Origin of the sequence: Aeromonas sp. V90_14, from assembly GCF_029967615.1 — a bacterium.
Lineage (GTDB): Bacteria > Pseudomonadota > Gammaproteobacteria > Enterobacterales > Aeromonadaceae > Aeromonas > Aeromonas hydrophila.
Genome location: NZ_JASCAS010000033.1, coordinates 62,232 through 74,924 on the forward strand (window position 1 = coordinate 62,232; position 12,693 = coordinate 74,924).

At 64.4% G+C, this 12,693-nt stretch carries 15 protein-coding genes; 3 read left to right on the forward strand and 12 right to left on the reverse strand.

The features are described from left to right. The first annotated feature begins 84 nt into the window (after window positions 1–84). On the forward strand, window positions 85–1,236 hold the full coding sequence (locus tag QLG02_RS12555; protein WP_282465313.1) for a type III PLP-dependent enzyme: 1,152 nt from the start codon (window positions 85–87) through the stop codon (window positions 1,234–1,236). 69 nt (window positions 1,237–1,305) lie between these two features. Here QLG02_RS12555 and QLG02_RS12560 read toward each other — a convergent pair whose 3' ends face one another. Both QLG02_RS12560 and QLG02_RS12565 read right to left on the reverse strand, forming a co-directional pair. After that, complete coding sequence (locus QLG02_RS12560; protein ID WP_282465314.1) at window positions 1,306–2,274, reverse strand: calcium/sodium antiporter; 969 nt, start codon at window positions 2,272–2,274, stop codon at window positions 1,306–1,308. A gap of 124 nt (window positions 2,275–2,398) precedes the next feature. Continuing rightward, entirely contained in the window at window positions 2,399–2,872 is a 474-nt protein-coding gene (locus QLG02_RS12565; protein WP_282465315.1) for a redoxin family protein, read from the reverse strand. Between the two features lie 126 nt (window positions 2,873–2,998). Between QLG02_RS12565 and QLG02_RS12570 the strand changes: the two genes are divergently transcribed. Continuing rightward, a complete protein-coding gene (locus tag QLG02_RS12570; protein WP_244089914.1) occupies window positions 2,999–3,925 on the forward strand; it encodes a phenylacetate--CoA ligase in 927 nt (308 codons plus the stop codon). Window positions 3,926–3,987: 62 nt separating this feature from the next. Here the strand turns inward: QLG02_RS12570 and yfcD are convergent, their stop codons facing one another. Beyond that, entirely contained in the window at window positions 3,988–4,491 is a 504-nt protein-coding gene (yfcD, locus tag QLG02_RS12575) for an NUDIX hydrolase YfcD (protein WP_029301531.1), read from the reverse strand. 188 nt (window positions 4,492–4,679) lie between these two features. Between yfcD and QLG02_RS12580 the strand changes: the two genes are divergently transcribed. Next, on the forward strand, window positions 4,680–4,895 hold the full coding sequence (locus QLG02_RS12580; protein WP_282465316.1) for a DUF1107 domain-containing protein: 216 nt from the start codon (window positions 4,680–4,682) through the stop codon (window positions 4,893–4,895). Between the two features lie 56 nt (window positions 4,896–4,951). Here the strand turns inward: QLG02_RS12580 and QLG02_RS12585 are convergent, their stop codons facing one another. From QLG02_RS12585 to QLG02_RS12625, 9 genes are all read right to left on the reverse strand, one after another. Further along, entirely contained in the window at window positions 4,952–5,278 is a 327-nt protein-coding gene (locus QLG02_RS12585) for a DUF2845 domain-containing protein (protein WP_282465317.1), read from the reverse strand. Next, window positions 5,263–6,276, reverse strand: a complete 1,014-nt coding sequence (locus tag QLG02_RS12590) for an ABC transporter permease (protein WP_282465318.1) — start codon at window positions 6,274–6,276, stop codon at window positions 5,263–5,265. Before QLG02_RS12590 ends, QLG02_RS12585 begins: the two co-directional genes overlap by 16 nt. A 73-nt stretch (window positions 6,277–6,349) precedes the next feature. After that, window positions 6,350–7,231: an ABC transporter ATP-binding protein gene (locus tag QLG02_RS12595; RefSeq protein WP_039216056.1), complete on the reverse strand. Its 882-nt coding sequence runs from the start codon at window positions 7,229–7,231 to the stop codon at window positions 6,350–6,352. Between the two features lie 129 nt (window positions 7,232–7,360). Continuing rightward, entirely contained in the window at window positions 7,361–7,972 is a 612-nt protein-coding gene (locus QLG02_RS12600) for an FKBP-type peptidyl-prolyl cis-trans isomerase (protein ID WP_005298548.1), read from the reverse strand. 184 nt (window positions 7,973–8,156) lie between these two features. Then, window positions 8,157–8,882, reverse strand: coding sequence for a copper homeostasis protein CutC (locus QLG02_RS12605; protein WP_282465319.1), 726 nt, complete (start codon window positions 8,880–8,882; stop codon window positions 8,157–8,159). A 42-nt stretch (window positions 8,883–8,924) separates the two neighbouring features. Beyond that, a complete protein-coding gene (locus QLG02_RS12610; protein WP_017408554.1) occupies window positions 8,925–9,827 on the reverse strand; it encodes an ROK family protein in 903 nt (300 codons plus the stop codon). 109 nt (window positions 9,828–9,936) lie between these two features. Beyond that, window positions 9,937–10,443, reverse strand: coding sequence for a GNAT family N-acetyltransferase (locus tag QLG02_RS12615; protein WP_011705172.1), 507 nt, complete (start codon window positions 10,441–10,443; stop codon window positions 9,937–9,939). Further along, complete coding sequence (locus QLG02_RS12620; RefSeq protein ID WP_011705171.1) at window positions 10,431–11,237, reverse strand: M48 family metallopeptidase; 807 nt, start codon at window positions 11,235–11,237, stop codon at window positions 10,431–10,433. Before QLG02_RS12620 ends, QLG02_RS12615 begins: the two co-directional genes overlap by 13 nt. A gap of 163 nt (window positions 11,238–11,400) precedes the next feature. Next, on the reverse strand, window positions 11,401–12,375 hold the full coding sequence (locus tag QLG02_RS12625) for a phosphate ABC transporter substrate-binding protein PstS family protein (protein ID WP_017408555.1): 975 nt from the start codon (window positions 12,373–12,375) through the stop codon (window positions 11,401–11,403). Window positions 12,376–12,693 lie beyond the last annotated feature (318 nt).

The following is a 12,693-nucleotide window of genomic DNA, read 5'->3' on the forward strand; positions in this document are numbered from 1 at the left end:
GGACCGCTCGCCTGAGCCGGCCGTCGCCGGTTCAACCCCATATGGCTTGGGCATATCACGCCCCCTAAGGATGACCAAAAGAGAATGAACGAGACCCTGGTAGCACAAGATTACCGTCAGCTGGTTGAACAGTTCGGCTCCCCCCTGCTGCTGCTCGACAAGGCAGCCGTCCGCAAACAGTATCGGGCCCTGGCGGCCGCCCTGCCCGATGTACGATTGCACTATGCACTCAAGCCCCTGCCCCACGAGGCAGTGGTCTCTGTCTTGAAGGAAGAGGGGGCCTGTTTCGATCTGGCCACCAATGGCGAAGTGGATCTGGTGCGCAGTCAGGGTGTCCGCCCAGGACGCTGCATTCATACCCATCCCATCAAGCGCGACAGCGACATCCGCTATGCGCTGGAGTACGGCTGCACCGTGTTTGTCTACGACAACCCGCTGGAGCTGGAGAAGTTCATCCCCTACAAGGACGAAGTGAAACTGCTGCTGCGGGTCAGCTTCCCCAACCCCGAGACCAAGGTCGATCTCTCCAAGAAGTTCGGCTGCACCCCGGAGCAGGCGCTGCCGCTGCTGCAACTGGCCCACGCCAAGGGCATCAAGGTGATGGGGCTGTCGTTCCACGTCGGCTCCCAGGTGCCCCACGCCCGTCGCCACGTGCAGGCCATCGACGCCTGCCGCGAGATCATGGAGCAGGCCTGGGAACTCGGTCTCAAGCCCTGGGTGCTGGATATCGGCGGCGGCTTCCCGGTGGATTATGAGGGCGGCGAATTCGACATCGACAGCTTCTGCGCGCCGATCCGCGAGGCGCTGGCCAAGCTGCCGGCCACGGTGCAGAAGATTGCCGAACCGGGCCGCTTCATCAGCGCGCCGGCCATGACCTCGGTCTCCAGCGTGATGGGCAAGGCCCATCGCGGCGACAAGATCTGGTACTACCTGGATGACGGTCTCTACGGCAGCTACAACGGCCAGCTCTATGACCACGTCACCTACCCGGTGAGCACCCCGCTGGCGCGCGGCGAGCTGCACAACTCGGTGCTCTCCGGCCCCACCTGCGACAGCGTGGACGTCATTCGTGACGGCATCATGCTGCCGGATCTGGCCATCGGCGAGCTGGTGGTGGGCCGGGTGATGGGGGCCTACACCTGGGCCTCGGCCTCCACCTTCAACTTCTTCCCCAAGGCGAGCATCCTGATTCTGGACAGCAGCCAGAAGGGACAGAAGCTGGTGGCGGTCGCTTAAGCGCCATCGACAGAATGCAAAGAGGGGAAGCCGCGGCTTCCCCTCTTTCGTTTCATCCAGCTCAAACGGCTAGATGAACTGGCTGGCCAGCAACCAGCCGGTGTAGCCGACGAAGCAGGCGAGCAGCAGGCCCCCCTCCAGCCGGTTGATCCGCCCCTGCCCCTTGCGGCCCAGGCACATCACCAGCAGCAACAGGGTCAGCCCCATCATCACGCTCCAGTCGCGGGAGAGCACTTCCGGTGCCACGTCGAGCGGGTGGATCCCCGCCGCGATCCCCACCACCGCCAGGGTGTTGAACAGGTTGGAGCCGAGCACGTTGCCAAGGGCCAGATCGTGCTCGTTCTTGCGAATGGCAATGAGGGACGAGGCGAGCTCCGGCAGCGAGGTGCCGACGGCGACGATGGTGAGGCCAATCACCAGATCGCTGATGCCGAGCGCCTGGGCGATGGTCACCGCCCCCCATACCAGCAGGCGGGAGGCTGCAATCAGCAGCACCAGCCCGACGATGAGCCAGCCGATGGCCGCCTTGAGGGACATCCCCTCGCTGTCGATGCTCTCCTCGGTTTCCGCATCCAGCGCATCCCCCTTGCCGCGCATGCCGGCCCGGATTGACCAGCCCATCAGGCCGACGAACACCACGCCGAGGATGACGGCGTCCGTACGGTCCAGATGACCGTCCAGCAGCAGGGCGCCGGAGAGCAGGGTGATGCCGAGCAGGATGGGGATCTCCTTGCGTACCACCTGGGAGGCTACGGCGATGGGGCTGATCAGAGCGGTCAGCCCCAGGATCAGCGCAATATTGGTGATGTTGGAGCCATAGGCGTTGCCGAGCGCGAGGCCGGGGTTGCCCTGGGAGGCCGCCAGTGCGGAGACCACCATTTCGGGGGCCGAAGTACCAAAGCCGATGATCACCATGCCGATCAGCAGCGGCGGCATGCCGGCATAACGGGCGGTGGCGGCGGCGCCATCGACAAACTTGTCCGCACTCCAGACCAGCAGCGCCAGTCCGGCGATCAGGGCAACAACAGCCAGGGTCATAACATCTCCATTCCATCGCCAGCAAACGCAAGAGCCAGGCGATGGCCCGGCTCTTTGCAGAAGTGGGCCCAGTGTAGCGGGCCGACTTTCCATTTCAAGAAGAAATCAAACGACGATTGATATTTTACAGCGCCGCCAGCAAGCTCTGGGCATCCGACACCTCGAACTTGCCGGGCGCCTCCACGAACAGCTGCTCGACCACGCCATCGTTGGCGATGAGGGCAAAGCGCTGGGCGCGCACGCCACCAAAGGCCCCGGTCTCCTTGGCCAGACCCAGTGCCCGGGTCCAGCTGCCGTCGCCGTCGGCCAGCATGGTGATGGCCTCGGCGTTCTGGGCATCCTGCCACGCCTTCATCACGAAGGCGTCGTTGACCGACAGACAGCAGATGGCATCGACCCCCTTATCCTTGAACTTGTCCGCCAGCACCACGTAACCCGGCAGGTGGGCGTTGGAACAGGTGGGGGTAAAGGCGCCGGGCACCGCAAACAGCACCACCCGCTTGCCGCCAAACAGGCTTTGGCTATCCCGCTGCTGCTTGCCCTCGGCGGTGATGAAGGTGAATTCGCCCGCGGGCAGGGCTTGGCCAATCGCTATCATGATCTCTCGTCCTCAACTGGATGGCAGGGGCTCCAGTCTACCCCACTCCCGTCATGTGACACAGACCCCGATCCCGCACGCCTTTTGGACTAACCTTGAGCAGGATCAGCCGACCAAGGAGGCCTCATGCAGCACTATTACGATGGACTGGAAATTCGCCCCTCCGCCTTGCGAGAGCAGCAACAACTGGATCAAGTCAATCACCTGCTTACCCATGTCGGCCAGTATTGCGCCGGTTATTCCAGTGCCTACCGCCAGCGCCGCCTGCAGGATCTGGGCGAGCTGACCAGCCTGCCCCTGCTCAACGCCAGCGAACTGTTCGCCGCCCAGCAGGCTCACCCACCCTTTGCCGGCCTCACCGGCCGCCCCGCCAGCCAGGCGCTGCGGGTCTTCGCCTGTCCGGGCCAGCTGGCCATTCCCGAGTACGCCGGCGCCGACTGGTGGGGGGCGGCGCGCGCCCTGTTCGCCGCCGGTTTCAAGGCCGGGGAGGTATTGCTCAACGGCCACGACTACCACATCAGCCCCACCGCCTTCATCTTCGACAACGGCGCCCGCCAGCTGGGTGCGCCCGTGGTGCCCTGCGGCCCCCACGATACCGGGCGCCAGCTGGAGGCGCTGCAGCGCTATGAGCCGACCGGGTTCGTCGGGCCGCTGGCGGTGCTGCTGGATCTGCTGGAGGCGGCAGAGCGGGCCGACGTGCCGAGCGACAGCCTGCGCTGCGCCCTGCTGTGCGAATCCTCCCACCCCGATACCCGGCCACTGCAGGCGGTGCACGGCATCCGGGCGCTCAACTGCCTGCTGCTGCAGGATGCGGGGGTGATCGCCTATGAGAGCCAGCCCGGCCAAGGCTTCATCGTCAACGAAAGCTGCCTCATCGAGATCATCGATCTGGCCAGCGGCGAGCCGGTCATCGGCGATGGCGTCGGTCAGCTGGTGGTGACCCGGCTCGATCTGGAATACCCGCTGCTGCGTCTGGTCACCGAGTGGCAAGGCCACTGGCTCGCCGGCGCCAGTCCGTGCGGGCGCACCAACCGCCGGCTCAGGCTGGTCTAACATCCCCCGCCCGAAACAAAACGGGCAGCCAGTGGCTGCCCGTTTTGCATGCAGGGTACGCGTCAGCGCCGCGCCTGCCAGGTGGCGATGGCAAGCAGGGAGTCGGGGGTAAATTCGGCGGCCCGCGCGGCGATCTCCGCCTGGCTCATCCAGCACACCTCGCTCACCTCTTCGGCCTGCAGTTGCAGCGGCCCCTGATAGCGGCAACTGAAGAGACCGCCCCAGACCCGGTACCCCTCCCCTTCGGCATAGAAGTCACCGAAAGCCTGCAGCGGCACATCGCGGATCCCCAGCTCCTCGGCCAGTTCGCGGCGGGCGGAGGGCTCCATCTGCTCGCCCGTGGTGACCACGCCGCCGGCGCAGGCATCCAGCATGCCGGGGCAGAAGTCCTTGCTGAGGGTGCGGCGCTGCACCAGGATGCGGTCAGCCTCGTCGAGCACCAGGATATAGCTGGCGCGGTGGCAGAGGTTCTCCCGCCGCACCTTGGCACGCTCGGCAACCCCGACGACCTGATTGTTTCCATCCACCACATCCACCCATTCCACACGCAGACCCTTCTTGTTCATGGCGTTAAACTGCCCGCAGTATATCGGGGTAACGGCTTGTCATGGCAGCCTTTTTTCACTCTCACTCCACATGGACGGCCAATGCGGACAGAGGACAAACCGGATTCATACAAACCTCCACAAACTGTCACATCCGTGTCACCTGGCAACGCCATAGTGTGCCCTGTCCACGCAACAGGTGTTTTGTGATGAAGGTGTTCAAGAACTTGTCTCCCCGCCAGATTGCCCGCTACATCAAGAGCTTCCATCACGGCAGCTTCATGGTGGAGACCCACGGGCGGTTCGAGTTCAGCGGCGGCGAGATCAATCTGGAGAGCCTGACCTGCCGTCAGACCCTGAGTCTGGCCCGGCAGATCAATCTGGAGGCTCGCGGCCTGCGTCACACCACCCTGCTGTTGGGGTAACTTCCATAGTCCTTTCTGTTTTGTAGTCTGCGTCCATGCACGTCTTTGCCCGCCGGCTACTCGCCGTGCGGGCCGTTTTCGATGTCGGTGATCACCCCGTTGCGCACGATGACGAAGCGCATGAACTCGTTCTTGCCGAAGTTGTAGGTCCAGCGCTCCCCATACTTCACCTGCATCAGGTTGCCGAATTGATTCTCCTCGTTGCGGGTCAGCTCCTCGCGCAGCATGGGTTCGCCGCACTTGAGCAGCATCTCGGCGGTGCTGTCCCCTTCGGTGATCAGCGCATTCTTGCAGCGCATGGCGCCGGCACTGGCCGGCAGACTCAACAGCAGGGCCAGCAGGGCCCCGCCAACCAGCGGTAGTGACTTCATCGGTGACTCCATTTGAACAGGGCACTGCCCAGGGTGATGCAGCAGAGCGTAAACAGCAGGACCCAGCCCAGTGGCGCCGCCACCTCGGCCCAGCCTGCCCCTTCCAGCATGACGGCGCGGGCCGCCGCGATGATCTGGCTGAGCGGCAGCCAGGCCGCCAGCTGCTGCAGCCAGGCGGGGGCCCCTTCCAGCGAGAACCAGACGCCGGAGAGAAACATCATCGGCATGCTGATGACGTTGAGCAGCCCGCTCGCCAGCTCCTCGTTCTGGATGCGGGCCGCCACCAGCAGACCGAGGGACGCCATGGACGCCCCGCCCAGCAGGGCGATCAACAGCAGCAGCCAGCCCGAGCCCAGCAGCGGCACTCCAAGCAGGCCGTAGGCCACCAAAAATACCAGCAGGCTCACCACCAGGGTGATCAGGATGCGCGACAGCAGCTGGGCGCAGAGAAACTCGGCAGCCGAGAGCGGGGTGGCCCGCAGCCGCTTGAGCACCCCGTTCTTGCGGTAACGAACGATGACGAAGCCCACTCCGAACAGGCCGGAGAACATCAGGTTCATGCCGATCACCCCGGGCAGCAGCCAGTCACCGTAGCGAATGGCACGCCCGCTCAGGGTCTCTCGCACCAGCTGCACCGACACGGCCTGGCGCAGCAGATACTCGGCCATGGCTCCCTGAGGGGCGTCCGGGTTGATCCAGTAACGGCCCGTGCCGGGCGAGAGCAGCAGATCCAGCTGATGGTGGCGCACCTTGAGCCGGCCCCTCTCCTCCTCGTCATAGGGGATGATCTTGAGCAGCGGCACGGCGCGCAGCGGGGTATAGGCTGCGGGTAGCTCCCCCACCACCCCCATCTGCACCAGCGGCTTGGGCGGACCGGAGAAGATGAGGGTAAACCCCAGCACCAGCAGCAGCGGAAAGGCCAGGTTCCAGACAAGCGCGGCCCGATCCCGCACGAACTCCAGGTTGCGGGCATAGAAGAGCGCCCCGATGCGCTTGAGGGATCCCGTCATCTGGTGCTCCTTGGGCTGGCAGGCTGGGGCGACATGCAGGCAGATACCGCTGCGGGGTACCACGGGGCCGCCGTCATGCGCCGCTCCGCAGGCTGTGGCCGGTCAGGTGGAGGAAGAGATCCTCCAGATTGGGGGAGCGCACCTGCATGCCGGTCAGCGGCACGCCCAGGCTCAGCAGCCGTGGCAGCAAGTCCGCCACGTCAGGACAGCTCAGCTCCACCTGCTCGCCCAACGGGCGCAGGGGATAGCCGAGACTGGCGAGGGCCGGGTGAGCCGCAAGGCGCACCAGCACGCCGTCAAAATGCTGGGCCAGCAGGGCGACCGGGGTGTCCAGGCTGAGCAGATGGCCGTGATCGACGATGGCAATCTGATCGCACAGCTGCTGGGCCTCGTCCATGTAGTGGGTGGTGAGCACCACCGTCTTGCCCTGCGCCTTGATCGCCTCGATGCGCTGCCAGAAGTGGTGACGAGCCTGGGGATCGAGACCCGTGGTGGGCTCGTCCAGAAACAGCAGCTCGGGGTCGCCAAGCAGCGCCAGTGCCAGCAGCAACCGTTGCCGCTGACCGCCGGAGAGCTTGCGGCTGTCCCGATCGATGAATTCTCCCAGCGCACACAGTTCGATGAGCTGGGCCTGGGGCAAGGGGGCCGGATAGAGGCTGGCAAACAATCGCAGGGTATCGCGCACCGTCAGGAAATCCTGCAGCGCCGTGTGCTGGAACTGGATGCCGATGCGGGAGCGGTAGTCGGGGCCGCGGGGGGCACCGTGGAACAGGATCTGGCCGCTGTCCGGGGTGAGGATCCCCTCCAGCAGCTCGATGGTGGTGGTCTTGCCCGCCCCGTTCGGGCCGAGCAGGCCGAAACAGCTGCCGGCAGGAATGGCAAAGCTGAGCCCGTCCACCGCCTTGACGCCGGGGAAGTGCTTGACGAGATCGACGACTTCAATGATGGCAGCCATGGGCGCTCTCCCAGCAGGAGCCATGACTATATCCAAAAGCGCAGGCGCTGCCCATGCCCCGCCGCGCGCGGCGCAAAAAAACAGACGGCGACCCGAGGGTCGCCGTCCGTATCAATCAAGCCAGCCGGATCACAGGATGTCCAGCAGCTCCACTTCGAATACCAGGGCGGAGTACGGCGGGATGGAACCGGCACCGCGTGCACCGTAGGCCAGATCCTGCGGAATGTAGAGCTTCCACTTGGAGCCAACCGGCATCAGTTGCAGCGCTTCTACCCAACCGGCGATCACGCCAGTGACCGGGAATTCGGCCGGCTGACCGCGGGCGACGGAGCTGTCGAACACGCCACCGTGGGTGAAGGTACCGTGGTAGTGCACACGCACGGACTGACCGGCGACCGGTACGGCACCGTTGCCTTCCACCAGCACTTCGTACTGCAGACCGGACTCGGTGGTCTTTACTTCGGCGCGCTTGGCGTTGTCGGCCAGGAAGGCTTCGCCTTCGGCGGCGGCAGCCTTGGCGACGGCTTCCTGCTCTTCCTGCATGCGGGCGGTGATGACCTGGAAGGCATCGTTGATATCGTCACGGCTGACCGCGAACTCCAGACCATTCAGGGCATCTGCCAGACCTTGCTGCAGGGCCGGGATATCCAGACCGGCGAAGGCTTGCTGCGCCAGTTGATCACCCATGTTGCGGCCGATGCCATAGCTGGCCTTCTGTTCGATAGAGTCGTATTGGGACATTGAGAAGTTGCTCCGGGTCCTGAGGGTAAAAGAGACGGGATAATATCAGACTTTTGCGCCGGGTGCTGCCGGCCTGGCGCCTGATTTCCCCCACCGTGGGAGAGAGTTCACACAAGCTGGCAGAGGGACGCCGACATGCGGCGCCCCTCTGTTTCGTAGGATTATCTCCTTCGCCGAGCCGGTATCAGGCCCGGTCCAACAGAGCCCGTACCACCGCCACCTTGGCGCCGTCGGTGATATTGACCCGGCCATCGTCCGAAGTACCCATGTTGACACCATGGGGCACCATGCCGCCGCGCCAGCCCATGCCGGACATGTGCACCTCGTTCACCCCGGTGAACTCCACTATGGTGCGCACGTTGTCGGCATTGACCCCGGCCCCCGGCATCAGGCTGGCTCGCCCCGCCAGCGCCTGCTGCATCGCCTGCAGGGTTTCCAGCCCCGCCAGCGCGGTCGGCGCGTGGCCCGAGCTCAGAATGCGCTCGCAGCCGGCGGCGACTATGGTCTCCAAGTCGAGGCGCCAGTCGGAGGAGAGGTCGATGGCGCGGTGGAAGGTAACGCCAAGGGGCCCTGCCGCCTCCACCAGCTGGGTGAGTTTGGCGGCAGGCACCCGTCCCTGCTCGTCCAGCAGACCGACTACCACCCCCTGCAGGCCAGCGGCGCGGGCCGCCGCGATGTCCTGCAGCATCATCTCGAACTCCCCGTCGCCAAAGCAGAAATCGCCGGCCCGGGGCCGGATCATGGCGTAGACGGGAACGGTGGCATGGCGCGCCGCCAGCTGCATGAAGCCATAGGAGGGGGTCAGGCCGCCCAGCCCCAGCGCAGAGCAGAGCTCGATGCGATTCGCGCCAGCCTCCTGGGCGGTAAACAGGGATTCCAGATTGTCGATACAGATTTCAAGAGAGGTCATGATGGACTCCTTTATTGGGGAGATCAGACCCCGGATCTGATCTCATAAATTGAGCAAGGCGGCCCCGCGCACCCCGCCGGCGCCGCCGAAGCGGGCCTCGCGGATCTCGGGCAGGGCGACCCCGGGCAGCAGATGGCCAGGCAGGCGCAGCGGCAGCTGTTCGTAGAGCGCGGGCAGACCGCTCAGACCGCCCCCCAGCACCACCACGTCGGGGTCGACCACCGAGATGGCGGTCGCCAGCCCGGCAGCCATGATTTCGAGCCAGCAGTCGACCGTGGCCACCGCATGGGGTTCGTGCGCCTCGAAGCGCCCCACTATCTGGTGGCCGCTGGCACGCTGGCCGTGAAAGTGATGGTAGAGCCGCTCCAGCCCGGTGCCGGAGGCATAAGTTTCAAAACAGACCAGACGGCCGCAGCCGCAACGGGGACGAGGCAGGTCGGGGTACTTCATCAGCATGGTGGCCGGCAGCGGGTAGTGGCCGATCTCCCCCGCCAGCCAGTTGCGGCCCTGGATCAGCTTGCCCGCCAGATAGACGGCGCCACCGATGCCGGTGCCGATGGTGACGCCGAGGGCGCTGTCGGCTCCCGCCGCCGCCCCCTGATGTACCTCGGACCAGAGGAAGCAGTTGGCATCGTTGTCCACCTTGACCGGACGCTCCAGCAGTTCGGCCAGATCGGCGCCCAGGTGGCGACCATTGATGGAGGGCAGATTGGCCGCCACTATGCTGTGGTCGTGCCGGTTGAGAATGCCGGGAAAGCCGATGCCCACCGCACCACGGGCGCCGAAACGGGCATCCGCCTGTTCGACCCGCGCGCGAATGAGCTGCTGCAACCCTTCGTAATCATTGCCGGGAGTGCTCATGCGCTCCTCATGACAGAGATTCAAGGCGCCGTCATACACAGCGAACGCTATCTTGGTGCCACCAATATCAAAGCCGTAATACATGCCACACTCCCTTGTCGATGAGTCGCCTCACCTCAGCCTGTCCAGAGGGGGACATTGTATTAATTCGCAAAAAAAATAAAGTGACCGGAGACGAAAAACGGGAGAGAGATCAAAGCAAACGAAACATTTGTCGCTGCAGGCAGGGCTGGCCGAGGCTCATCAGGGTGCGTTCCTGGCCATCAAACATGAAGCCGCGGCGCAGGTAAAACCCCTCGCCGATGTGGTTGCCATCGAGCAGCCACAATCTGACGCCTTCACAGCCGGCGCGCCGCATCTGCATCGCCACCGCCTGCCACAGCCGCTTGCCGTGGCCCTGGCGCCAGTGGTCGGGATGCAGGTAAAAGGCGCGGATCCAGGCGGTGGGGTACTCCCCCGTCGTCTCCGGCTGCCAGTAGAGCAGGCCGATGACCACCTCGTCCTGGCACAGCAGCATGGGCCTGGGGCCCGTCTCCGCCAGCCGGCGCTGCCAGATCTGCAGATGCTCGGTCACCGCCAGCTGGGCCAGCATGTCGGCACCGAGCACGCCGCCGTATGCGGCGAGCCAGCTGGCCCGCTGCATCACCGTCATGGCAGCGGCGTCATCGGGCCGCGCCATGCGCAGGCTTATGCCTTGCATTGGGGTACCAGCCCGGAGGCGCGGGCCTGCTCGTAGAGCGGCACGGCTTCAGCCTGCTGGGCCTGCAGCTCGGCGATCCGGTTCTCGTTGCTGGGGTGGGTGGAGAGCAGCTGGGGCGGCGCATTGCCACCCGCGGCCGCGCTCATGTTCTGCCACAGCGGAATGGCTTCGGCCGGATTGAAACCGGCGCGGGCCATCAGATCCAGACCCAGCCGGTCCGCCTCGCTCTCCTGCTCGCGGCCATAGGGCAGCATGACGCCGACCTCCACCCCTAGCCCCAGCGCCGCCATGGTGGCACCGCGGTATTCGCTGCTGCCCATGGCGATGTCGGCCGCCGCCAGCCCAAGGCCGGTCAGCTGGCTGCGGGAGAGACGTTCGTTGGAGTGCTGGGCCAGCACGTGGGTCAGCTCGTGACCGATGACGGTGGCGAGCTGATCCTGGTTTTTGGCCACCTTGAGCAGGCCGCTGTAGACCCCGATCTTGCCGCCGGGCAGGGCGAAGGCGTTGACCTGCTTGGAGTCAAATACCACCACTTCCCAACTGGTGATGCCGTACTGGCTCGGCACCTGGGCGGTCACCGCCTTGGCGACGCAGGAGACATAGGCGTTCATCTTCGCATCCGTGCTCACCTTCTCCTGCTTCTTCATCTCTTCGAAGGAGTCGGCCCCCAGCTTGCTCATCTGCTGGGGCGAGAACAGCAGCATCTGGCTGCGGCCGGTGGGAGACTGGGCACAGCTGGCGAGCAGGGTGGAACAGAGTGCCGCCAGGCCAAGCTTGAACAAGGGAGATGTCATGGAGGTGTCCTTCACCATAAAGATGCCCTATTTTCGGAAATGCGGGCGTCCGGTGCAAGTCGGCAAATCACCCGGTCTGGCGAAAGCGGTCACATACCGCCATCATGCGGCGGCCAAAAAACAAAACGGGCCCCGCAGGGCCCGTCTGGCAAAGGAAACCGGCTTACATGATGCCCAGTTTCTTCAGGTCGGCTTCGACCACCTTGGCCGGTACCGGTACGTAGCCATCTTTGGCAACGATGTTCTGGCCCGCCTTGGAGAGCACCATCTTCAGGAACTCTTGCTCCATCGGAGAGAGCGGCTTGTTCGGGTGCTTGTTCACGTAAACGTACAGGAAGCGCGACAGCGGGTACTTGCCGGTGATGGCGTTGTCGGCGCTGGCCTCGATGAAGGTCTTGCCATCCTTGGAGAGCGGTACGGCGCGCACACCGGAGGTGACGTAACCGATGCCGGAGTAGCCGATACCGTTCAGGGAGGAGGAGACGGACTGCACCACGGAGGCAGAACCCGGCTGCTCGTTCACGCCGCTCTTGAAGTCACCGTTGCACAGGGCGTGTTCCTTGAAGTAACCGTAGGTACCGGACACCGAGTTGCGACCGAACAGTTGCAGATCCTTGGAAGACCAGTTGCCGTCCAGACCCAGATCAGCCCACTTGGTGGCGGCCTTGGCTTCGCCGCACTTGAGAGTGCTGGAGAAGATGGCATCCAGTTGCGGCATGGTCAGCCCCTTGATGGGGTTGTCCTTGTTGACGAACACCGCCAGGGCATCGACCGCGACGCGGATGGCGGTCGGCTTGTAACCGTAGCGCTTCTCGAAGGCCTCTTCCTCGCCGGATTTCATGGCGCGGCTCATAGGGCCGAACTGGGCAACGCCCTCGGTCAGTGCGGTCGGCGCGGTGGAAGAACCGGCGGCCTGGATCTGCACGTTGACGTTGGGGTACATGCGCTTAAATTCTTCGGCCCACAGGGTCATCATGTTGGCCAGGGTGTCCGAGCCGACAGAGGACAGGTTGCCCGAGATGCCGCTGGTCGGAGTGTAATCCGGCAGGTTTTTATCCACACCGGCAGCCAGGGTGCTGACGGAAAACAGGGTAGCTGCGGTGAATCCGATTACACCAGCCAGTTTGTTGAGTTTCATCCAATCTCTCCAAGGTTGCAGAACGCAGTCCATCAAAACACGGGTTAACTTGGCTCACCGCCGGCCACGCCGGACGATGCGCTGAGTGTCATTTCCTGCCCTCTTCCCCCAGTCCTGTGGTGGCAGAAGGCAAGCGTCAATCTGAGGCCGAAAGTGGTCACATCCCGAGCACTGCGATCGGCCGGTCGCGTTTCGTACTCTCCCTGCGCCAAACCGGCGACAGGTCCGTTCTCAAGACGGCGCCAGTATCTGACCTGGCAGTGACAAATTTATGGATTTAATGTGACACTTTAATGACATGGCGGGCTTGTTTAACAA

Excerpts from the sequence above, each read along its gene's own strand:
- QLG02_RS12555 (WP_282465313.1), top strand. The coding sequence starts at position 85 with ATGAACGAGACCCTGGTAGCACAAGATTACCGTCAGCTGGTTGAACAG.
- QLG02_RS12560 (WP_282465314.1), bottom strand. The coding sequence starts at position 2,274 with ATGACCCTGGCTGTTGTTGCCCTGATCGCCGGACTGGCGCTGCTGGTC.
- QLG02_RS12565 (WP_282465315.1), bottom strand. The coding sequence starts at position 2,872 with ATGATAGCGATTGGCCAAGCCCTGCCCGCGGGCGAATTCACCTTCATC.
- QLG02_RS12570 (WP_244089914.1), top strand. The coding sequence starts at position 2,999 with ATGCAGCACTATTACGATGGACTGGAAATTCGCCCCTCCGCCTTGCGA.
- yfcD (WP_029301531.1), bottom strand. The coding sequence starts at position 4,491 with ATGAACAAGAAGGGTCTGCGTGTGGAATGGGTGGATGTGGTGGATGGA.
- QLG02_RS12580 (WP_282465316.1), top strand. The coding sequence starts at position 4,680 with ATGAAGGTGTTCAAGAACTTGTCTCCCCGCCAGATTGCCCGCTACATC.
- QLG02_RS12585 (WP_282465317.1), bottom strand. The coding sequence starts at position 5,278 with ATGGAGTCACCGATGAAGTCACTACCGCTGGTTGGCGGGGCCCTGCTG.
- QLG02_RS12590 (WP_282465318.1), bottom strand. The coding sequence starts at position 6,276 with ATGACGGGATCCCTCAAGCGCATCGGGGCGCTCTTCTATGCCCGCAAC.
- QLG02_RS12595 (WP_039216056.1), bottom strand. The coding sequence starts at position 7,231 with ATGGCTGCCATCATTGAAGTCGTCGATCTCGTCAAGCACTTCCCCGGC.
- QLG02_RS12600 (WP_005298548.1), bottom strand. The coding sequence starts at position 7,972 with ATGTCCCAATACGACTCTATCGAACAGAAGGCCAGCTATGGCATCGGC.
- QLG02_RS12605 (WP_282465319.1), bottom strand. The coding sequence starts at position 8,882 with ATGACCTCTCTTGAAATCTGTATCGACAATCTGGAATCCCTGTTTACC.
- QLG02_RS12610 (WP_017408554.1), bottom strand. The coding sequence starts at position 9,827 with ATGTATTACGGCTTTGATATTGGTGGCACCAAGATAGCGTTCGCTGTG.
- QLG02_RS12615 (WP_011705172.1), bottom strand. The coding sequence starts at position 10,443 with ATGCAAGGCATAAGCCTGCGCATGGCGCGGCCCGATGACGCCGCTGCC.
- QLG02_RS12620 (WP_011705171.1), bottom strand. The coding sequence starts at position 11,237 with ATGACATCTCCCTTGTTCAAGCTTGGCCTGGCGGCACTCTGTTCCACC.
- QLG02_RS12625 (WP_017408555.1), bottom strand. The coding sequence starts at position 12,375 with ATGAAACTCAACAAACTGGCTGGTGTAATCGGATTCACCGCAGCTACC.